The organism is Nocardia pseudovaccinii NBRC 100343 (assembly GCF_001613225.1).
Taxonomy (GTDB): Bacteria; Actinomycetota; Actinomycetes; order Mycobacteriales; family Mycobacteriaceae; genus Nocardia; species Nocardia pseudovaccinii.
This window is the reverse complement of record NZ_BDBY01000110.1, coordinates 1-21,439: the sequence shown is the minus strand read 5'-3', so window position 1 is coordinate 21,439 and position 21,439 is coordinate 1. Positions and strand designations below refer to the sequence as shown.

General features: G+C 66.6%; 19 protein-coding genes. 15 read left to right on the top strand and 4 right to left on the bottom strand.

Annotation, left to right across the window (positions count from 1 at the left end; all coding sequences use genetic code 11):
* Window positions 1-1,035: 1,035 nt before the first annotated feature.
* Window positions 1,036-1,485 (bottom strand): hypothetical protein, encoded by a 450-nt coding sequence (locus NP3_RS12955; RefSeq protein ID WP_157124283.1) that lies wholly within the window; start codon window positions 1,483-1,485, stop codon window positions 1,036-1,038.
* A gap of 799 nt (window positions 1,486-2,284) precedes the next feature.
* Between NP3_RS12955 and NP3_RS12950 the strand changes: the two genes are divergently transcribed.
* Genes NP3_RS12950 through NP3_RS12915 form a run of 8 tightly spaced genes read left to right on the top strand, consistent with a single transcriptional unit; the run spans window position 2,285 to window position 8,840 of the window.
* A complete protein-coding gene (locus NP3_RS12950; protein WP_063041012.1) occupies window positions 2,285-2,566 on the top strand; it encodes a hypothetical protein in 282 nt (93 codons plus the stop codon).
* A gap of 18 nt (window positions 2,567-2,584) precedes the next feature.
* Window positions 2,585-3,022: a phage tail protein gene (locus tag NP3_RS12945; protein ID WP_063041010.1), complete on the top strand. Its 438-nt coding sequence runs from the start codon at window positions 2,585-2,587 to the stop codon at window positions 3,020-3,022.
* Window position 3,023: 1 nt separating this feature from the next.
* The gene (locus NP3_RS12940) at window positions 3,024-3,773 is read left to right on the top strand and encodes a CIS tube protein (protein ID WP_063041007.1); all 750 of its coding nucleotides are present in this window, start codon (window positions 3,024-3,026) and stop codon (window positions 3,771-3,773) included.
* 2 nt (window positions 3,774-3,775) lie between these two features.
* The gene (locus NP3_RS12935; protein ID WP_063041006.1) at window positions 3,776-5,608 is read left to right on the top strand and encodes a VgrG-related protein; all 1,833 of its coding nucleotides are present in this window, start codon (window positions 3,776-3,778) and stop codon (window positions 5,606-5,608) included.
* Between the two features lie 19 nt (window positions 5,609-5,627).
* On the top strand, window positions 5,628-5,909 hold the full coding sequence (locus NP3_RS12930; RefSeq protein WP_063041004.1) for a PAAR domain-containing protein: 282 nt from the start codon (window positions 5,628-5,630) through the stop codon (window positions 5,907-5,909).
* A 2-nt stretch (window positions 5,910-5,911) separates the two neighbouring features.
* A complete protein-coding gene (locus NP3_RS12925) occupies window positions 5,912-6,331 on the top strand; it encodes a GPW/gp25 family protein (RefSeq protein ID WP_063041098.1) in 420 nt (139 codons plus the stop codon).
* Window positions 6,328-8,304: a putative baseplate assembly protein gene (locus NP3_RS12920; protein ID WP_063041002.1), complete on the top strand. Its 1,977-nt coding sequence runs from the start codon at window positions 6,328-6,330 to the stop codon at window positions 8,302-8,304. Before NP3_RS12925 ends, NP3_RS12920 begins: the two co-directional genes overlap by 4 nt.
* The gene (locus NP3_RS12915; protein ID WP_063041000.1) at window positions 8,301-8,840 is read left to right on the top strand and encodes a phage tail protein I; all 540 of its coding nucleotides are present in this window, start codon (window positions 8,301-8,303) and stop codon (window positions 8,838-8,840) included. The genes NP3_RS12920 and NP3_RS12915 overlap by 4 nt, the downstream gene beginning before the upstream one ends.
* On the opposite strand, the gene NP3_RS12910 is transcribed toward NP3_RS12915, so the two are convergent.
* Both NP3_RS12910 and NP3_RS12905 read right to left on the bottom strand, forming a co-directional pair.
* A complete protein-coding gene (locus tag NP3_RS12910) occupies window positions 8,758-11,610 on the bottom strand; it encodes an AfsR/SARP family transcriptional regulator (RefSeq protein WP_157124282.1) in 2,853 nt (950 codons plus the stop codon). The two genes, NP3_RS12915 and NP3_RS12910, sit on opposite strands and share 83 nt — an antisense overlap.
* Before the next feature lie 194 nt (window positions 11,611-11,804).
* Complete coding sequence (locus NP3_RS12905; RefSeq protein WP_063040997.1) at window positions 11,805-14,825, bottom strand: alpha-mannosidase; 3,021 nt, start codon at window positions 14,823-14,825, stop codon at window positions 11,805-11,807.
* Between the two features lie 209 nt (window positions 14,826-15,034).
* Here NP3_RS12905 and NP3_RS12900 point away from each other — a divergent pair, with 209 nt between their 5' ends.
* From NP3_RS12900 to NP3_RS12890, 3 genes are all read left to right on the top strand, one after another.
* Window positions 15,035-15,274 carry a hypothetical protein gene (locus NP3_RS12900; protein ID WP_063040995.1) on the top strand — a complete coding sequence of 80 codons (240 nt, stop codon included), beginning with the start codon at window positions 15,035-15,037 and terminating at the stop codon, window positions 15,272-15,274.
* A complete protein-coding gene (locus tag NP3_RS12895; protein ID WP_174566209.1) occupies window positions 15,234-15,569 on the top strand; it encodes an SRPBCC family protein in 336 nt (111 codons plus the stop codon). Before NP3_RS12900 ends, NP3_RS12895 begins: the two co-directional genes overlap by 41 nt.
* Window positions 15,570-15,682: 113 nt before the next feature.
* Window positions 15,683-16,312, top strand: coding sequence for a hypothetical protein (locus NP3_RS12890; protein ID WP_063040993.1), 630 nt, complete (start codon window positions 15,683-15,685; stop codon window positions 16,310-16,312).
* Between the two features lie 75 nt (window positions 16,313-16,387).
* Here NP3_RS12890 and NP3_RS12885 read toward each other — a convergent pair whose 3' ends face one another.
* Window positions 16,388-17,293 carry an RNA polymerase sigma-70 factor gene (locus NP3_RS12885; RefSeq protein ID WP_245720910.1) on the bottom strand — a complete coding sequence of 302 codons (906 nt, stop codon included), beginning with the start codon at window positions 17,291-17,293 and terminating at the stop codon, window positions 16,388-16,390.
* Between the two features lie 150 nt (window positions 17,294-17,443).
* On the opposite strand from NP3_RS12885, the gene NP3_RS12880 reads away from it, so the two are divergent.
* The 4 genes from NP3_RS12880 (at window position 17,444) to NP3_RS12865 (ending at window position 21,201) form a co-directional block, all read left to right on the top strand.
* Entirely contained in the window at window positions 17,444-18,514 is a 1,071-nt protein-coding gene (locus NP3_RS12880) for an NAD(P)/FAD-dependent oxidoreductase (RefSeq protein ID WP_063040989.1), read from the top strand.
* Window positions 18,515-18,532: 18 nt separating this feature from the next.
* Window positions 18,533-19,105 carry an NADPH-dependent FMN reductase gene (locus NP3_RS12875; RefSeq protein WP_063040987.1) on the top strand — a complete coding sequence of 191 codons (573 nt, stop codon included), beginning with the start codon at window positions 18,533-18,535 and terminating at the stop codon, window positions 19,103-19,105.
* 12 nt (window positions 19,106-19,117) lie between these two features.
* Window positions 19,118-19,813 carry an NAD(P)-dependent oxidoreductase gene (locus NP3_RS12870; protein ID WP_063040984.1) on the top strand — a complete coding sequence of 232 codons (696 nt, stop codon included), beginning with the start codon at window positions 19,118-19,120 and terminating at the stop codon, window positions 19,811-19,813.
* A gap of 521 nt (window positions 19,814-20,334) precedes the next feature.
* Complete coding sequence (locus NP3_RS12865) at window positions 20,335-21,201, top strand: class II glutamine amidotransferase (protein WP_063040982.1); 867 nt, start codon at window positions 20,335-20,337, stop codon at window positions 21,199-21,201.
* Window positions 21,202-21,439: the final 238 nt, after the last annotated feature.

The window sequence follows — 21,439 nt, the reverse complement described above, 5'->3', positions numbered from 1 at the left end:
GGTTCGTGATTGGCCCGCGATGCTGCCGGTGCAGCGGACTGTTGCAACGCCATCGCTGATCAGTGGTCCGGTGCGGTTCGCGGATGGGCTGGTCTCGCATCGGGATCCGTCCTTTCGGGGGCCGGTGATGCATGCCGTCGATGCCGAGGCGCCGTCTGGGTTCGCGGGTGGGCTCGATCGCAATCCGGTTGCTGTGCAGCGACACTCGGATGGGTCCGATGTGGCGAGTGAGCACCAGCCAGCGGTGATGCTGCGCGAGTTCGCGGTACCGGCGGGGTCCGCTGGCCCAGTGAGCTGGGCAGGTCCGTTGGGCTCCGGAGGTCCAGTGGGCTCGGCAGGTCCGGTGGTCCTCGCCCGACTCGAACAGCCTGGGAACGAGTTCGTGTCGGCCAGGCGCGTTTTCGAACCGGAGATTCGTCCGGTGCCGACCGTGACGATTCCGCCATCGTCGACACCAGAGTCAATAGCGCCACTTCCGCAGGACTCCTCATCGACGATCGATTCTTCAGTCGCGCAGTATGATTCGGAATCGGCTGAGCCATTGAGCTCGGTGGGTGACGAGCCGGAGAGCCCAGTAGATGTCCCCACCGCGGCGGTCGATACATCGTCCGAACCCGTACCGACGCATCCCGATTCGACGGTGCCGGTACAGCGCTCGATCTCGCCCCTGCGTTCACGGCGGTACGGGCTCGGCGCTCCCCTGCCGGAGACCAACGACCCTGCGCATTCGACGCCGTTCGTTCAACGGTCCGCTGGCGAAGGCGATTCGGGACCCGCATACCCGCAGTCTGCCGAACCGCCCGGCATTCAGCGGAGCTACGTCGGCGGCACACACGACGTGATCCGTCGCGCGGTCGAACGATCGGCCGACGCACGAACAGAACCGGTCTCACCGCCGACGCACCAGGCGATGGGCGCGAGCGCGACTTTGCCCCCTCAGCGCGCGGGATCGTACAACAATTACCCCGAAATCCGTTGGGCTCCAGATACTTCTGGGAAATCAGCATCGATACCTGAGCGCTCGATGCCGACCTTTCAGCGGTCCGTGCAGACCTCCAGGCAACCAGTACCGACCTCCGGGCAGCCGATGCCGACCTCGGAGCGGCCAACACCCGCCTCCGAACAGCCCGTACCGACCTCCGCACAGCCGACACCCACCTCCGAACAGCCCGTACCGAACTCCGAACAGCCGACACCCACCTCCCTACAGCCCGTACCGAACTCCGAACAGCCGACACCCACCTCTGGGCAGCCGACGCCCACCTCCGCGACCGCCGAGCGGCCGATGCCGATCTCCAGGAAGCTGATACCCACCTTCGAGCAGCCAGTGCCCACCTCCGGCCACCTGGTGACGAACTCTGGGCAACTGATACCCGCCCCCGAGCAGCCAATGCGCACCCCTGAGCAGCTGAATCCCGGCTCCCAGCAACCGACGCCGATCTCTGAAGAACTGGTGCCGATCTCCGGCCGAACAGCGCCGACCATCGGAGCGATCGACACAGCGACCTCCGTCGACGGCCCGCTGCCTGTACCTGCGATATCTCCCGATACCACGCCGCGCCCCGGAACCGAATCCGAGTCAGCCCAATGGACCGCGCCACCGCATGAGCCCGACTTCATGGCGGACTCATCGGCGAGCCACACCTCGAACTCCGAATCGGCTGCACTCCCGGCATTTACGCCCCTAGCGTCGCCTGACATCGTTGCTCCAGTACTCGCGACGCGCACCCTGCAACTCCGAACTCGACCTGAAGTTACGGACCTCCCGGCAGCTCCACATCCGCCCCGAGCCTCGACCACGGTGCAGCGCGCGACGTCCGAGCCGACACCCGAATACTTCGGCGACGCTGTGAAGTTCGATACGAACTCGCCAAACCCGGCCACATCCGCTTTGACCAACCATGCACCAGACCCTGGGTCCACCGAATCATCGGCCAGCGCAACCCCAGTAGTGAGGACAGTCGGCACGCTGGCGCTACCCACGATGTTGCAACGCTCAGCGGGCTGGCAGCCAGTTGCACCGGCGCATTCCGCACCCCGGACGACAATCACTGCGCAGCGCCAACCCGCGACGCACGCACGCCCCACCACCGCCACACTTGCTCGCCCACTCGCAGGCTCTCCAGACCTCCTCGCCCCGCCAACCCTTCAGCGCGTCTTCGACTTCGGCATCTCGACTGGATCCACTCCGTCGGACACCAGAACCGCATCCGCGCCAGACCCTGCACACACCGCCAACCGCGCGATCCAGCCTGTGTGGTCCCCGATGCCCCTACAACGAACTGTGGCAGCGCCGACACCGACCCCGGATGTCGCCGACACGCCCGCGCAGAGCAGCCCTCCCGAACCACCGAAAACCACAGAACCCGCCGTCGTTTCCGACCCCACGCCCATTGATCAGCCGAGCAATACCTCGACAGATACCAACGCAATACCCTCCGGCACCTCCCCCACCGACATCGACGCACTCGTCGCCCGCCTGTACGACCCGATCGTCCGCAAACTCAAGGCCGAACTGCGCCTCGATCGCGAACGGGCGGGCACGGCCCTCGACCTCACCCTCTGATCACCCGAGGAGACCACCATGCCAACCGATCTCGACCCCGCGGTCAGCGTCTGCTTCGTCGTGACGATCGACAATATGAGCCTCGGCGCATTCAACAGCTGCGAGGGCCTCGGCTGCGAGGTGGTGATGGAGCAGCGCGAGGAGGGCGGCAATAACGGTTACGTCTGGCAGCTGCCCACTCGAATCAAGTTCTCCACCATCAAACTGAGCCGTCCGGTCACCCCGGATACGGCGAAGGTGGCCGCGTGGTTCGGCAGCGTCGCGACGGGTGTGCGCGCGAAGACCGGCCAGATTCGGGCCATGACCGCCGACGGCACCGTGGTCGCCCAGTGGGGTCTGCTCGGTGTGATGCCGGTGCGCTGGACCGGTCCCTCGCTCAATGCCGAATCACCGAAGGTCGCTGTGGAGACCATCGAGATCACCCATCACGGCTTCGTCGAGCCGGGGAAGGCCTGAGATGCCCGCGCCGATCGCCTTCGCAGCCAGCAGTGCGGGCGCCGACCGATCCGGCAGCGGCCGACCGAAATTGGAGCATGCGTTCCTCGAGGTGCGCGATCCCCCGGTGGAAAAGGGATCGCTGCAACCCGGCCCGCGCCGTGGTCAGATCGACTTCCAGTTCAACCCGAAGGAATTGTCGGTTACCAAGTCCGCCAAGTGGAATCGGGATGCGCAGAAGGGCAGCAAGAAGAGCGGCGTGCCCGAGTTCAAGGGCGCCGACCCCGCCAAGCTCACGCTCGAAATGTTTCTCGACGCGGGCCCACAGCAGGACACCAAGGTTGTCGACACGGTCGAGCGGCTGTTCGCCTGCTGCGTACCCACCGACGAGAGCCACGACAAGAAGAAGTCGAGCCCGCCGTGGGTGATCTTCCACTGGGGCGGGCTGACCGGATTCACGGCATATGTGAGCTCGGTGGCGGTGAAATACACCCTGTTCACCGCGGGCGGTCTGCCGATCCGCGGCACCGCGACGGTCACGATCGAGGAGATCGCCGCCGATCAGCCCAAACAGAATCCCACTTCGGGCAGCCTGACGGCGCGCACGATGCACACCGTCATCGCGGGCGACACCCTCGCCTCGATCGCCTGGCGCGAGTACGGCGATCCGAGCCGCTGGCGCGCCGTCGCGACCGCCAACAATATCGACGACCCGATGCGGTTGCGACCCGGTACGGAACTGCTCATCCCGGCCGCCGACGAGCTGGGGTAACCGTGCCCGCCCAGGACTTCACGAACCAGTTGCTCGTCCGCATCGCGGGCACACCACTGCCCGCCGATATCGCGGCACTGCTCACCTACGGCATGGTCGACGACAACCGCAGCGCGCCAGACCTTTTCGTGCTGCGCTTCCGCGACCCCCAGAACATTGTCCTCGACAAGGCGAATATCGAAATCGGCGTTCCGATCGAACTCGGGGTCGCGTCCAATGAGGCGAACACCCCGGTGCCGCTGCTGTCGGCCGAGGTCACCGCGATCGAGAAGGAGTTCGACGGCACCGGCACCTTCACCACCGTGCGTGGCCTCGACAAATCGCATCGGCTGCAACGCGGACGGCGGGTGACCGGCTTCGAGCACATGTCGGCCGCGGACGTCGCGCGCCGGATCGCGAGCGACGCGGGTGTCGATATCGGCAAGATCGCGGCGAGTGGTCCTGTGCTGGAACAGATTTCGCAGGGCAATGTCAGCGACTGGGAGCTGCTGCGCCAGCTCGCGGCCGACAGCGGCGTCGAGGTTGCGGTAACCGACGGCAAACTCGACTTCGGCAAACCCACCACCGCGGACACCGCGCCGCGCACCGAGGCCAAGGCGACCGAGGATCCGCTCGTCCTGGAGCTGGGGCGAAATGTGCTGCGGCTGCGCGCCATTGTCACCTCGGCCGACCAGGTACCTGGCGTTCAGGTCCGCGGCTGGGATGTGACGCGCAAGAAAGCCGTCGTCGCCGACGCACCCGCGAAAACCGCGACAGCCGAGAACGGCGTGCGACCGGGCGACCTCGCGAGCTTGTTCAAAGCACCGAAACTCGTTGGTGCGCAAGCCCCGTACGGCACGCAGGCTGAGGTGGACGTCGCATGTAAGGCACTGGCCGAACAGGTCGCGAGCGGATTCGCGGAATTGGAGGCGGTGCTGCGCGGCAACCCGAAGGTGCGCGCGGGCACAGCCGTCGCACTCGCCAATGCCGGTAAACCGTTCGAGGGCAAGTACACCGTGACGGCGTCGCGGCACACCTTCGATCCGGAGACCGGATATACGACCAGCGTCATCGTCAGCGGACGGCGTGATCGCACGCTCGCCGGACTGGTCAGCGGTGCGGCACAAGCGAATTCGGCTCGCGCGAGTTTCGCGGGTGTGGTGATCGGACAGGTCAGCGATAACAACGATCCGGCGAATATGGCCAGGGTCCGCATCACTTTCCCTTGGCTGGCCGATGGTTTCGTCAGCGTGTGGGCTCGGACCGTGCAGCAGGGGGCGGGCCACGAACGCGGCGCGCTTTTCCTGCCCGAGGTCGGCGACGAAGTACTCGTCGCCTTCGAGCACGGCGACTTCAGACGTCCGTACGTCATCGGTGGCCTGTACAACGGTGTCGACACACCCCCGACCGGGGTGGGCGATCTCGTGGACCGCACCAGCGGCGCGGTGAACCGGCGCTCGATCGTCTCCCGCACCGGCCATCGGGTCGAATTCCGTGAGCAGGCGGCGGGCGGCCAGGGCGTCCACGTGGCGACCGGCGACCAGAAACTCACCCTCGACCTGGACCAGCAGCAGACCACGATCACCGTCCACAGCGACGGAACCGTCACCGTTTCGGCGCGCAACGGCGTGACGGTCGACGCGGGCACCGGAACCCTGAAGCTCACCGGCAACGACATCTCACTCGGCGCGAAGTCCGGGATCACGCTCGACGGCGGCGCCGGACCGGTGAAAGTCTCCAGCACCGCGGGCATCGAGGTGCGAGGCACAACCGTATCCGTAAATGGCAGCGCCAGTGCGGAATTGACGGCCGGAGCGACCGCGACCGTTCGCGCCGCCATGGTCCGGATCAACTGACGGAAAGGAAGGGGTCGATATGCCACCCGCCGCTCGCGTTGCGGATCCAACCGCGCACCCCGGCGTGATCGGACCACCCGGTGTGCCTACGGTTCTGATCGGCGGGATGCCCGCCGCCACCGTCGGCACGCCGCATATCTGCTCATTTCCGCCGCCTGCCGTCCACCCGCCGTCGGCCATCGCGGGTCCCGGCTGTCCGACGGTGCTAATCGGCGGGATGCCCGCCGCCCGCGTCGGCGATCTGTCGGCCTGTGGCGCGCCGATCGCCATGGGCTGCCCGACCGTCCTGATCGGAGGATGACCATGGCCGAACAGTTCATCGGCGCGGGCTGGGCGTTCTTTCCCATGCGAACCGATTACACCGGCGCCATCGCGTTGGTGGGCGCGGACCAAGAGATCAAGGAGAGCATCCGGCTGATCCTGGGTACCGCACCGGGGGAACGTCCGATGCGTCCCGAATTCGGTTGTGCCATACATGAATTCGCATTCGCACCGGCGGACGCCGCGACTGCGGGACAGATCGTCTACGAGGTGCGGGCCGCGCTGGAGCGGTGGGAGCCGCGCATCGACGTCGACGCCGTGCAGGTGCGTTTCGATGATGTGGACAGCGGAACGCTGTATATCGATGTCCGATACAGCATTCGGGGCCGCAACGACCCCCGCAATCTGGTGTTCCCGTTCTATGTCATTCCGGAGCACGCGGAATCGGGTGGTGCGTCGTGACGCTGCCCGCGCCCAACCTCGACGACCGCAGCTTCCAGGGCCTCGTCGATGACGCGAAACGCTATGTCCAACAGCATTGTCCGGAATGGAGCGACCACAATGTCTCCGATCCGGGCGTCACCCTGCTGGAAACGTACGCCATGGTGGTCGACCAACTGCTCTACCGGCTCAACCGGGTGCCGGACCGGCTCTACCTGAAATTCCTCGAACTCCTCGGCATTCGACTGTTCCCACCCGCGGCCGCCACCGTGCCGGTCACCTTCTGGCTCTCCGCACCGCGCGAGGAGGTCGTGCTGGTGCCCGTCGGCACGCAGACCGCCACCGATCGCGAGGACACCAGCCGACCCGACCAATGGCGCACCGAGACAATCGAACCCGTCGTCTTCGCGACCGCCGTCGACCTGCCGATCGTGCCGTGCGCATTGACCGCCATCGCCACCGGAGCCGCGGGCGGCCCCGTAATCGATCGCACCGACGAGCTCACCACCGGAGCGCAATTCGCGTGCTTTTCCCCCACACCCGCGCCCGACGACACGATGTACGTAGGGCTGTCGAATCCGGTGCCCTCGTGCGCCGTTGTACTGCGATTCGACTGCCGCGTCGAAGGTGTCGGCGTCGATCCGCGCCAGCCACCACTCGTGTGGGAGGCATGGGACGGACGCCGCTGGACCGGCTGTGAACTCGAACGCGATGACACCGGCGGACTCAACCGCCCCGGCGATATCGTGCTGCACGTGCCGCCCTCGCACCGCGCATCGCCGATCCAACGGCGCACGGCGGGCTGGCTGCGGTGCCGCGTGGTGCCCGTGCGCCCCGGCCAACCGCCGTATACCGCCGCGCCCCGGGTGTTCGCCGCCTCGGCCTTCACCATCGGTGGAACCGTCGACGCCCGCTACGCCGAGATCATGCGCGACGAGATCATCGGCATGTCCGAAGGTATTCCGGCACAAGAGTTTCCGCTCGACCAGCGACCAGTCGTCGCCGAGCCGGACGAGGATATCGTCGTCGAAGTAGCTGCGGGCGATGGCTGGCAGCAGTGGATGCGGGTCGAGCACTTCGGTGACAGCCGACCCGATGACCGGCACTTCACCCTCGACGCCGCCGCGGGCGTCATCGTCTTCGGACCCGCCATCCGTCAGCCGGACGGCTCGGTCACCCACTACGGTTCGGTGCCGCCGAAGGGTGCCCCGATCCGGGTACCGCGCTACCGGACCGGTGGCGGGCGTCGCGGCAATGTGGCGCGCGGCACCGTCCGTTCGCTGCGCAGCTCGCTGCCCTACGTTTCGCGCATCGAGAACCGCAGGCCCGGTACCGGCGGTGTAGACGGCGAGACGGTCGAGAATGCGAAACTGCGCGCGCCGATGATGCTGCGCACTCGCGAACGTGCTGTCACCACAAGGGATTACGAGTTGCTCGCGCTGGCGTCCTCGCCCCGCGTAGCCCGCGCCCACTGCCTTGCGGGCACGGGCCAGGACGCGGCGGTGGTCCGGGTGCTGATCGTTCCCGAGGTGGACAGCGACGAGACGGCGACCGTCCCGTTCGAACGGCTCCAGCCGTCCGACGAGTTGCTGCAGCGTGTCGTCGCGTATCTGGACGAACGGCGGATGATCGGGGCGCGCCTGATCGTCGAACCGCCGCGCTATCGCGGGGTGACCGTCGTCGGCGCGGTGCGCGCACGTGCGACCATCGATCCGGCTCGGGTCCGCGCGAGTGCGATCCGCGCGCTCAACAGCTATCTGCACCCGGTGACCGATGGTCCGAGCGGTCAGGGTTGGCCGCTCGGCAGGTCGGTGCAGGCCGGGGAACTGTATGCGGTACTGCAGGGTATCGACGGCGTCGAGCAGATCGACGACCTGCGGTTGTACCCCGCCGATCCGATCAATGGCACACGCGGTGAAGCCACCCAGCGAATCACTCTGCCGCCCAATGGTTTGGCGTATTCGTTCGAGCATCAGATCAAGGTCACGTCATGAGGGGCACGGTCGCGGGGCTGCCGTCGGCGCATCCGCTCGGCGAGTTCCTGCCGGGCATCTACCTCGACGACCCGTTCGTTCAGCGCTGGACGAACGGGATGGACGAGATCCTCGCTCCGGTCTTCCTCACCTTCGACGCCCTGCACACCTACGTCGATCCCGCGCTCGCCCCCGCCGACTTCCTGACCTGGCTCGCGGGCTGGGTCGATGCCGACACCGACGAACAGTGGCCGACGGATCGGCTGCGGGCCGTCGTCGCGGCCGCGGTCGGCATGCACGCGCGTCGCGGGGGTGTCGCGGCGATGAAGGAGCACATCCGCAGGGTGTGCGGCTGCGAGGTGGAGGTGGTGGAAAGCGGCGGCGCACGATGGTCCCGCACACCCGACACCGTCGCCCCCGGCGACACGGTGTCACGCCTGATCGTGCTGGTCCCCCCCGACCGCTGGGATGGGCCTACCCGGCAGCGGATCGCACGCGCGGTCGAGGCGATGTGCCCGGCGCACGTGCCGTTCGAGTTGGCCCGGCAAGCACGGTAACCGGATTCGCGGATTGAACGCCCAGCTCGGCGAGCATCTTCGCGTAGTCGCGCCGGGCTCGCTCCGCGGCAGCCAGATCGTCCGCGCGCTGGTAAGCCGAGATCAGCAGCCGCCAGGCGCGATCCAGGTACGGATCGATATCCAGGCTGCGCCGCAGCGCATCGATCGCGGCGGCGGCACGATCGCGGCCCAAATCGAGTTCGGCGAGGGTGACACCGGCGAGTGACGCCTGGGTTCGGAGCCGGTCGCGTTCGGCAACAACCCACTCGACGGCTCCATCCGAGGGCAGTAGTTCGCCGCGGTACTCGGCCAACGCCGCCGTGAACGCACTGTGCGCCCGGTCCTCGTCACCGAGTTGCAGCGCGGACCGGCCCGTCTCGAGCACAGTCTCGAAGGCGACGACGTCGGCGGTGCTACGGCCGTTCAGGACAAGGGAATACGTCTCGCCCCGGCGCATCAGCAGCGTCGATTTGCCGCGGCCGGTATCGGGTTCGAGGAAACGCCGGACCGCGGATACGCTCACCTGCAGGCTCTGCCGGGCCTGCGCCTCGGGCAGATCGGGCCACAGCGCCGCGACCAGGTCGTCACGATGCACCCACCGCCCGGCGCGCATCGATAGGTAGCGAAGGGCAGCGGCGGCGCGTGGCCGGAGGGTCCGCGGATCCAATTCGATGCCGTCGACCTCGACCACGAAAGCGCCGAGGCAGCGCAGCCGCAGCAGCGCGTTCTCCGGGATCGGCAGCGTGACAACGGGTTTCGCCTCACGAACACGGTCGACGAGCGCCTGCGGTAATGGCATACCGATTTCCACGGCGAGTGCACGCGCGGCGGCGAACGGCGCCGCGGCGACGTTGCCGGTTCGGACGGCGTTGGCGAGTAAGGCGATCGCGCGCGCACCGGGTACGCCGGTCGCACGAGCGAAGGCCTCGGCGCGCGTCGCCTTGGTTTCGGCATCCGCCGCGTTTTCGGCCGCGGCCGCCAAGGCTTCGAACGCCGACGCCCACGCCTTCGGCGTATCCGCGCGTAGCCGCACGCACCGCTCGATGACCGCCCGCCACAACGACATCGACGGCTCGCCCGCCAGCAATGCCCGATACGCCGCGATCGCCGCCGCCAGCGCGGCTCCCCAATGATCGCCTGCCGCATCGCATTCCGCGGCGACCTCGGAGCCGCCGAGCTGTGACAGCGCGCGGCACTGCCGCAGCAACGCCGTCGCACCCGCGCGTTCGGCCTCACCCGCGAGCAACTCGACGCGCATCCCGACGTGCTCGCCACAGACCATCGTCGCGATGGTGCCGACGAACTGTGTCCACAGCTCGAGCATCGGGACCGTCGCATCGTCCACCGACAGCTGGGCTTGCTGACCGGCTCGACGCACGTGACCGGCCAGCAGCAAGGCGCACGTGTGTGCGAAAGCCGCACCGGCACTGTGGTTGTCATCGTCGGCATAGTCCAATGGACGACGCATCGATGCGGCCCGGATTCGATCGAGCCAATGTAGTTCGACCTGCGGCGCGGCATCGAGCCAGATATCGACCAGACGCCGTTCCCGCGCGGCCGCATCGCACAGATCGGGCTCGGAGAACAACCGCTCGGCATGCCGATACCGCTGCGACCCCCGCCGCAGATTTCCGGCCGCCACCTCACGGCGAGCCGTCGCCAACGACAGCCAGGGATCCTGCTCTACCACCGATGCGGGCAAACCCGCGCACCACACCGGACTCCGCGGATCGCCGACCACCCGCGCCCCGTGCGTGTTCAGCAGCCTGGCCACCTCGGCCCAGTGTTCCGCGCGCGCGAACAACCGTGCCGCCTCCGGATAGGCGTGTTCGTCCTCGAGTTGAGTCGCGGCCTTGCGGCACCATCGGGCCGCCTCGGCCGCGCCGAGTTCTTCGCGCAGGGCTGAGGCCAGATGCTGACGCAGCACCTCGTGGTAGCGGAAGCTGTGGCCGTCGTCGTCCGAACTGGTCAGTGCCTGGCGCCGCTCCAACTCGGCCAGCAGCGCCGCCGAATCGGTGCGATCGAGCAGCCGGTCGCAGCGCTCGGCGGTCAGTGTCTCGAAAACATGTGTGCGGCGCAGGAATTCACACAATTCGGCGGGCAGCTCACCGAGCACGGTGCGCGCGAGATAGCCCTGCAGATACCGCGCCCGCCCGCTGAGCGCACGGATCGCCGCGCGTCGCGCACCAGCGCCCAGGGTCTGGGTGCCGAGGTGGAACAGGTGCAAGCCCGCCGCCCAGCCGTCGGTGAACCGGGACAGCGCCGCCGCCTCGTCCGGCGGCAGGCGATGGCCGTAGACGCTCGCGAACAGCTCCTCGACCTCCCAGCAGCGGAAGCGCAGATCGTCACCGGACAGCACGGTCACCCGGCCGATCTCCGCGCGCATCAGATTGAAGGTGGGACGCACCCGAGAGCCGAGGACGACACGCGCACCAGGACCCGATAATGCGAACCGTTCGAAGGCCGCCTCGGCAGGCCCGCCCACAATGAAGTGGAAATCATCCACTATCAGTGTTCGCGGACCGTGCTCCGACGCCGCCCGCAGCCGCCGTACGAAACGCTCGGCATCGATATCGTCCGGATCGGCCCGATACCAAGCCACGCCATCGCCATCGGCCGCGGCATGCTGCTGTAGCAGGTGCGTCTTCCCCGAGCCCGCAGGCGCGATGACCACCGTGACATCGGCATCCGCCATCCGGCGCAGCAACCTGGGCCGCTGCAATCCCAGCCGCCCGCCCTCAGACGATGCCGTGGCACCTGATTCGACCACGCAACACCTCCTCCCGGCCATCCCCGGTGTCACCTCCGAGTTTGCGCCGAGTCGAGCACCCGGACACGGGTATTCGACTACGCAATTTTCCCACTTGACTCGCGCGAACCCACCTCCTCCATGCTGGTCAAACGATCATCATGCGCTCATGGCGGCATCGGGCGAGAGCCACCGACACCAGCGCATGGCGGTCGTCAGTCCTGCGGGAAGGTGAACCGGAGGGTGAGGAGTTGGAAAGGGCGTAGCTGCAGGCGAACTCCTGCGCCCTCCGCGGTTGTGGAGGTGTCTTCTGGCAGGGGGCGTTCCAGTAGGTCGCAGGTTTGGAATCCGGCGTTGTCGAAGCCCGTGGTTACCAGTGCCGAGGCTCGGCCGCCGTGGGCCTCGTAGACGCGGAGCACGACATCGCCGCTGCCGTCGTCCGCGAGTTTGACGGCGCTGGTCACGACGGCGTCGTTGTCGATGATGAACAGTGGCGCAACGGGTTCGGCGACACCGGGGCGCGAGGTGGTGAGGTTGACGCGGTAACCCGCGCGCACGGCATCTCCGATCGAAGCGCCGGGGACCAGAGCGTGCTGGAAGTGGTGGGAACCGTGGTCGGTCTCCGGATCGGGGAACCGGGGTGCCCGCAATAGTGAAAACCGCAGTGTTGTCGTTGTTCCGCCGTCCGCTCGAACAGTACGGGTGACGTCGTGGCCGTAGGTCGAGTCGTTGACGAGTGCCACACCCCAGCCGGGCTCGGCGAAGTGGACGAAGCGGTGATTGCAGGCTTCGAACTTCGCGTACTCCCAGCTGGTGTTGGTGTGGGTAGGTCGGAAGACATGCCCGAATTGGGTTTCGGACGCATAGCGGTCGGCGTGGATGTCCAGGGGGAAAGCAAGTTTGAGGATTTTCTCGGTCTCGTGCCAGTCGACGGTGGTGTCGATATCCAGACCGCGCGCACCCGGCCGCAGTGTCAGCGTCTGCTCGACCTTGGAAGACCCGAATGAGCGGCCGATCCGCACGGCCGCTTCGTCTTTCGAAACCGGCTCTGCCACAACGAATTCCGCCTCGGTCAGGTCAGTGACCCGGTTTCGGTAGAAGAGATCGACATCCCAAGCGTCCCAAGAGTTCGGGAAATCCGGATGTAGTTGTAGGAGACTCGCGAATGAACCCGGTGGCAGCGTCTCGCGCTGGTGCTCGAGGTCGAAAACCGATGCGACGAGCCCGCGCGCGTCCACTTCTACCCGCAACAGACCGTTGTCGAGGACGAACCCGCCACCCGCACGCTCGACCACCGAGCATGAATCACCCGAATCCACCGGAGCGGCCGCACCGGCTGGAATCGCTCGCCAGGTGTGCGGCGTCGGGTTGAACATATTCGGTCCCACCCGCTCACCGCCGAGCACCCATTGCGCCCGCTCGATAATCGCCGACAACTCCTCGGCCACCGCCGCATACGTCTGCTCCGCCTCACGGTGCACCCATGCGATCGACGAGCCCGGCAGAATGTCGTGAAACTGATTCAGCAGCACCATCTTCCAGATTCGGTCCAATGCCGCGTACGGGTACTCGAGGTTCTTCCGCACCGCCGCGGTGGCAGCCCACAGCTCGGCCTCCCGCAGCAGGTGCTCGCTGCGACGGTTGCCCTGTTTGGTCTTCGCCTGACTCGTCAATGTGCCACGGTGCAACTCCAGATACAGCTCCCCCACCCACACCGGCGGGTTCTCGTACTCGGCCTCGGCCTTGGCGAAGAAACCGGATGGGGAATCCCACACCACTTTCGGTGAACCCTCGAGATCGGCCATCCTGGCGGCCTTCGCGATCATCTCCCGTGTCGTGCCGCCGCCACCGTCACCCCAGCCGGTCGGCGCGAGCGATATCGACGCACGGCCCTTCTCCTTGAAATTCCGTGCGGCGTGGGCGATCTCACGACCGTGCATCGAACAGTTGTAGGTATCGACCGGCGGAAAGTGGGTGAAGATCCGGGTTCCGTCGATCCCCTCCCACAAGAAGGTATGGTGCGGAAACTGGTTGATCTGGCTCCACGAAATCTTCTGTGTCAGTAGCCATTTCGATCCGGCCGCCTTGATGATCTGCGGCACCCCCGCGGCGAACCCGAAGGTGTCGGGCAGCCACGCCTCTTCGTTCTCCACACCGAATTCCGTCAGAAAGAACCGCTTACCGTGCACGAACTGCCGCGCCATCGCTTCCGAACCCGGCATATTCGTATCCGCCTCGACCCACATCCCGCCGGTGGGCACGAACCGTCCCTCCGATACCGCCTGCTCGACCCGCTCGTAGACCTCGGGACGATGCTGCTTGATGAAGTCGAACTGCGCGGCCTGGGACATCGCAAAGATGAACTCGGGCTCGTCGGCCAGGAGGGCGGTCATATTCGAGGTCGTACGCGCGACCTTGCGCACCGTCTCGCGCAGCGGCCACAGCCACGCCGTATCGATATGCGCGTGCCCCACCGCGGAAATCGTGTGCACGGACGGCACCGCGGGTTTGGCCAGCACATCGATCAGGCATTCGCGCGCCGCCGCAGCGGTGGCGTTCACATCCTGTAGATCGACGGCGTCGAGTGCGCGCTCGATCGCACGCACGATGTCGTAGCGGCGGGCAGGCTCCTCGGGCATCTCGTGCATCAACTCGCCGAGGACCTCCAGATCCTGCACCAGCTGCCAGACCTCGTCATCGAAAACCGCGAGATCCATTCGGCCCAGCCGATATTGCGGCTCGTCACCAGCGGTGAGCTTGTCACCGAGAGCGTTCGGCGGAAAGAAGGGGATGATCGGGTTCGAAGCCGCCTCGACATGTAACAGCACATGCTCGCCACCGACCGCCGGGGACGCCACCCGCACCCACTGGTTACGCGGGTGCAGTCCCTTCACCGGCGACCCGTCCGACCGATAGACCAGACCCTCGCACTGGAAGCCCGTCATATTCCGGTCGAATCCGAGATCGATGATCGCCTCGACGGTTTTGCCCGCCCACTCGGCAGGCACCGTACCCTCGACCGTGAACCAGCTGGTCCCCCATGGCGCGCCCCACCTGGCACCGGATTCGATGGGCGTCCGAGGCGCGCCCAAGCCATCGGCAACCGGCACCGGTTCGTCCGGCGCAACCCAGATCGATGCCCGCAGCGGCACCGACTCCGGATAGATCGCCGGAACGATCCGCTCTGTGAGGACCCGCCCGAGGCGGTCTTCGATCAACCGACGGTCATCGTGCACAGCGCTGGCTCCCATCGGACCGGAGGAGTGATCACCAACCGCCCCATTGTCCGACAACACAGTGAATTCCGGGTGATGCCAGCCCCTTTCATCACTCCATCGTTTGATGTACCGTTATTTAACGGCTCAATAGATGCGGTTTATTCAATCGGCGGACCGGACTTCGGCGACGCCGACGGACATGCAGCTGTGCGCGCTCGGGAGGCGAAATGCTCAGTCTGGAAGGTCGACTGGCCCAGCTCATCAAGGAAGCACGAAACCTCGGCACCGGGACGACTGTTGAGACAGTAGGTGACTTGCAATCCGCCCTCGGCTCCTTGGACCACGAACTCGAGAACACAGCCCCCGACGCCGTGCAGCGTCGCCAACTCGGCAGACTGCGCCGAGAAGCGGGCCTGCTTCTGGCCGATGCTCGCGCCCGAGCCGTCCTGGCGCGCGATTTCGGGTGAACCCCAGCGCGGCGAGCCGACATTTCCGGACGGCCACATAATCCGGGAACTGATCGTCTCCATCGACGACGAAACCCGCCGAATGGCCTACTCCGTCGTAGAAGGCGCCAGGCCGCCGTTGGACTACCACCACGCGTCCTTCGAGGTCCGAAGCGAAGGTGAGCGCGGCCGCCTGATCTGGATAACCGACGTCCTGCCCGACACCATCGCCCCGGAAATCCGAATCCGCACCGAGTACGGCATCAAGGAAATGCAACAGGCAATCGAAGCATCGGCACCGAACCGACTGCCTTGACGCCGGGAGAGTCGTCGACCGGAGGCTGGACCGCACCGCCCGAACGTGATCTTGTAGTCGCACTGCGAACCGGATCACCGCCCGGCGGTTGTCGTATCGACGAGGAGCCCATTGTGTCGGACAGTTTCCTGCTGGCCACCCGAATTCGTATGACACGAGCGGATTTCGAGCGCTGGTTGGACACACCGGCACCCGACCCGAGCGCGATCGCCAATCCGGAGGCGATGTACCACGGCTGGTTCTGGGACGGCAAGCAGGCGGACTGGCAGTACGCCGACGTGGGCCGGACACCACGCGAATTCTTCGCAGACACGCTCGAAGGGGGCGGCCACGCCTCGACTTACGTTGTCCTGCACCGCGATGGCGCGCTCGAGGCCTATCTGATGCACTTCGGGTTCATCGATTCGAACGTGTACACCGCTTTGCTCATGTTCGCCGCGGCCGGGCGGTTCTCATCCGAGCCGAGCACCGTGCTGTTCTGGGCGGAGACCAGCGGTTCTTTGTGTGATGCCGAGTGGCCCGGCTGGCTGGCGGTACTCGCGGTCGGTGCGAAAGAGTCACGATTCATCGCGGAGATCGATCTCACCAGCGTAGTCGCCGACCTGCGCCCGGCCGAAGCCCGTTTCTTCGACCTCATCGGCCGCCTGGCCGAGGCTGAGGAGTCCTCCGAGAATCTCAGCGAGTCCTACTTCAGCGAAATCGCCCGCGATCCCCTCTTCGCCGATCCGGCGATCTTCGCGTAGGCATCAGCACCTCGATGCCCCTGGCGCACAATCGATCAGCGACAGTTTCGGCTTCGGCGGTGAAGTGCTCCGGACTCAGCGATGCAGCGAGGTTTCACGTTGCATATGCGACAGCTTCTGCGGATTGCGCACGGAGTAGATGCCGCTGATGAGGCCATTGTCGATGCGCACCGCGGTGACGGTGTCGAGTTCGCCGTCGAGCCGGATGATCAGCGCCGGGTAGCCGTTGACCTGTGTCGGCTGCAGTGTCGCCGCGGCGCCGATTGTGTTCCAGTAGGCGGCGAACAGCCGAGCCACTCGCTCAGCCCCGACGACAGGGCGCGGGAGAGCCTGTTTGATTCCGCCGCCGTCGTTGAGGGCGACGACATCGGGCGCGAGGATTTCGAGCAGGCGCTGTAGATCGCCGGTTTCCACCGCGCGTTGAAAGGCGGCGAGCGCGTCACGGGTCTGGTCCGAGGAGATGACTCCGCGGGGTCGGCGCGCGGCGACGTGTGCTCGTGCGCGGTGGGCGATCTGGCGGACCGCGGCGGGGGTTTTGTCGACGGCTTCGGCGATTTCGTCGTAGGCCAGGTCGAATACCTCGCGCAGTACGAACACCGCGCGCTCGGTCGGGGCCAGCGTCTCGAGCACGAGCAGCATCGCCATCGAGACACTGTCGGCCAGTTCGACATCGTCGGCCACGTCGGGAGCGGTGAGCAACGGCTCGGGCAGCCATGGGCCGACGTAGGACTCTTTGCGCCGGTCGAGGGTGCGCAGCCGGTCGAGTGCCTTGCGGGTGGTGATCCGGACCAGGTAGGCGCGCTGGTCCTGCACCGTGGTCAGATCGACATCGGCCCACCGCAGCCAGGTTTCCTGCAGGACGTCTTCGGCGTCGGCGGCCGAACCGAGCATTTCGTAGGCGACGGTGAACAGGAGCTTGCGGTGCGCGAGGAAGGCTTCGGTGGCCGGGTCCAGGCGCTCGGCTTCGCTCACGTCACTCATTGCTCTCGACTGTGCCATACACACGAGACGCCGGTCCTGCCCACTTTGTGACACCCACCGTCAGTGACGCACGTCACTCGAGCGCGGATGTCACAGGACCGTGGTCACGAGCGTCTTGTGTTCGTCCAGTTACCAAGACAGGAGGCTGACATGCAGGTCGTAGTAGTCGGCAGCGGCTATTCGGGCACGCTCGTGGCGAACCGGGTGGCCAGGAAGGTCAAGGATGCCGAGGTCACGGTGATCAACCCGCGCCCGGACTTCGTGGAGCGGGTCCGGCTGCACCAGCAGATCGCGGGAACATACTCGGCGGCAACACCTCTCGCGGAGGTACTACGGAAAGGGATCACGGCACGGGTAGGCACCGTCGACAAGATCGGCGAAGGCACCGTCGCCCTCGCCGACGGCGAGCGGATCGATTTCGATTACGCCTTCCTGGCCGTGGGCAGCACGGCGTCGCCCATCCCCGGAACCGTGCCGGTGGGCACATGGGAAGGCGCGCAGCAAGCTCGCGCGGCGCTGGCGGCGCTCACCGCGGGTGACCATGTCACCGTCATCGGGGGTGGTCCGACCGGCATCGAGACCGCGGCCGAAATCGCCGAGGCCAGATCCGATCTGCGCGTGCGGCTGATCGGTACCTCGGTGGGCGGCGGCCTTTCGAGTGGGGCCCATCGGCGGGTACGTGCCGGGCTGGAGCGACTGACCGTCGAGATCATCGATGACGAGGTGGCCGAAGTCGGTTCGGGCGCGGCGGATGTCGTGCGGCTGCGGTCGGGTCGGGAGATGGCTTCGGACCTGACCCTGTGGGCGATCGTGTCGGGCGTACCCGACCTCGCGGCGCGCAGCGGTCTCGAGGTCGACGTTCGCGGGCGTGCGGTCGTCGACGAGTTCCTGCGCAGCGTCAGCGACCAGCGGATCTTCGCCGTCGGTGACTGCGCTGCCGTGCCCGGAGCACGTTTCGCCTGCTACACCGCCCTACCGCAGGCCATTCACGCCGCCGACAACTTCGCTCGCCTGCTCGCGGGCCGCAAGCCCAGACCACACTCCTTCCCGTACGTCAGCCGCGGCCTCTCGCTGGGCAGGAAGGACGCGGTAGCCCAGTTCACCCACACCGACGACACAGTCCGGCGCGCCTACGTCGCCGGACGCACCGCGGTCGCGCTCAAGGAAATGACCACCCACAGCGCGTTCTCGTCCGCCCGCGCGGGCGTTTCCAGTTTCTGATCAGCAGGAGAATCGAATATGAAGATCGGCGTCATCATCGGCAGCACCCGTCCCGGCCGCATCGGCGACCGCGTGGCCCGATGGGTCCAGCAGCAGGCAGTCGAATATGCAAGCGACAGCGCGGATTTCGAGCTCGTGGACCTGCAGGACTACCAGCTGCCATTGCTCGACGAGCCCGTCCCGGCGGGCCGCGCGCCGGGCCGACAGCCGCACACCCGGCGATGGTCCGAGTGCATCGACTCCTGTGATGCCTTCATCTTCGTCACGCCCGAGTACAACTCCGCCCCGCCCGCCTCCCTGACCAACGCCATAAACTTCCTGCACAGGGAATGGGGCGGCAAGCCGGTCGCCTACGTCGGTTACGGCATCTACGGCGCGGTGATGGCGGTGCAGAAGCTGCGCGCGCAGGCAGGTGTGCTGCGGATGGCCGATATCGGGCCGCAGGTGGCGCTGACGCTGCGCGAGGACTTCGTGAATTTCACCGACTTCCAGCCGCGTGAGCTGCACGTCGCGGCGGTACACGGGCTGGTCGACGAGTTGCTGGCGTGGGCGCTGGCGCTGGCCCCGCTGCGCACGGCTCTGGTGTCGTAGAGGCGAATCTTCATGCGTATCACAGTCTTCGGAGCAAACGGTCCCACCGGCCGCCTGCTCACCGGCCAGGCACTCGCCGCCGGACATGAGGTCGCCGCGGTCACCCGGCAGCCGGATTCGTTTCCACTGCAACATGATCGGCTCGAGGTAGTCGGTGCCGACGTGCTCGATCCGGCGGCCGTCGACACCGCCGTGGCAGAGCGGGATGCGGTGCTATCGACGCTCGGGGTGCCCGCGGGGAAGGAACCGATCAGCACCTATTCGCGTGGTGTGGCCAATATTGTCGCCGCGATGGAACGGCATCGGGTGCGTCGGCTCGCCGTGGTCAGCTCGAGCGGAGTCGATCCGCACCCGTACTCCGACGGCGGATTCCTGTTCAACCGCCTACTACTGCCATATGTGACGCGGGTGGCGGGTAAGACCCTGTACGACGACATGCGGCGAATGGAATCCCTCATCCAATCCACCGATCTGGACTGGACGATCGTGCGCCCGAGCGGGCTCTACCACCTGCCGTCGGTCACCGACTACACCGTCGTCCAGGGCCACGCCGACGGCAGATTCACCGCCCGCGCGGACCTGGCCGCGAGCATGCTCGCCCTACTGGACGACCACCGCTACGTCCGCACCACCATCGGCGTCATCACCACGGCCGACAACCCCACCCTGCTCGAGTGGATTCGCCGCGAAGCACTCGCCAAGAGCTGAACCGACCGGGTTCGGCGTCGACACCGTCTGCGACGCCGAACCCACAGGGACAACGGTGGTTCCGGTCGAACGTTGACGCCTACTCGGCACTGTCTGCCGGATGTTCCCCACCGTCGTCCTCAGCTGCGGCGCAGCCGTTGTTCGTGCGGTCTGGTGCAGGTTCCGGGTCGCAAATCGTCGGTCGGTACTCCTCTTGTCGACGGGTCCACGCCGCGGCGGCGTGTTCTGCGACATGTTTGCTCCACTCCCACATAACCAGTCCCCCTGAGAATCGAAATCACTTGCGCACATGGGGTTACCGACATCCCGCCCCCGCTGATGCGTCGTGATCACGATATGAGCGCGTTCCTTCTCGATCGAGAAGCCGCATCGGCCAGCACCCTGAACTGCCTGGTCCGCTGGCCGGACAGGAAATCCGGACCGGACCCGGGGATTTCGGACCGGAACGCAAAGATCGGCTGATCCGGGACTACGATCGCAGGACAGTCATCACACGCGGACAACGCCCAGGCAGGAGTCCCATGTGTCGCTTGTTCGGTTTGTCGGCCGCGCCGCGGCGTGTGCGGGCCACGTTCTGGTTGCTGGATGCGCCGGACAGTCTGTCGATACAGAGCAGACGTGAACCCGACGGCGTCGGCCTCGGCACCTTCACCGCCGACGAGGCCCCGCTGGTGGAGAAACAACCGATCGCCGCGTACCAGGACGTCCAGTTCGCTCGGGAGGCGCGCGAACGAGAATCGATGACGTTCGTCGCGCACATCCGCTACGCCACCACGGGTGGCTTGCAACCCATCAACACCCACCCGTTCGAACAACGGGGCCGCCTGTTCGCCCACAACGGTGTGCTGCACGGCCTCGACGAACTGGACTCCGAACTCGGCGACTACCTGGACCTGGTACACGGCGACACCGATTCCGAACGATTCTTCGCCCTGATCACCAAGCGCACCGATCAGCACGACGGCGACGTCACCGCCGGTATCACCGACGCGGTCAGGTGGATCGCGGACCGACTGCCCGTCTACGCCCTCAACCTGGTACTCACCACGGCAACAGACCTGTGGGCACTCCGATACCCCGATACACACGGCCTGTTCGTCCTCGAACGCGAACCGGGCGGCCCGCAGGGCGACCGGCACCTGGACCAAGCCGGACGAGCCGGAATCCGGACCCGAAGCGGCCACCTGCGCGAATTCCCCGCGGTCGTGGTGGCCAGCGAACGCACCGACGAGGACCCACGCTGGCGAGCACTCGCACCCGGCGAACTACTCCACGTCGACGACCAGCTACGCGTCCGATCGACCACCGTCCTGGATTCCGCACCGCGCCACCCACTCTCGCTCGCACAACTCGACACCCGTGCGGCGGCAGCACAGTCGGGTCGGTGACCAACCTGCCTGTTCCGAACCCGCTACCGCGGTAGATGTCCTACCCCAGTGCAAGACTCGGGAGGTGAGATGGGCGGTAGCGGAAACGGGCGACGGAGGTGCGACTCTGTGTCCGCTCGAGCAGGATGGTCGGCCCGCCGGACGGGTGCTGCGCGAGCCCTCGCTCGCCGAGGCGGTGCGCGCACGGCCCGAGGTCGAGCGGTGGGTTTGGCGATCCACGGCCGAGATCTACCGACCG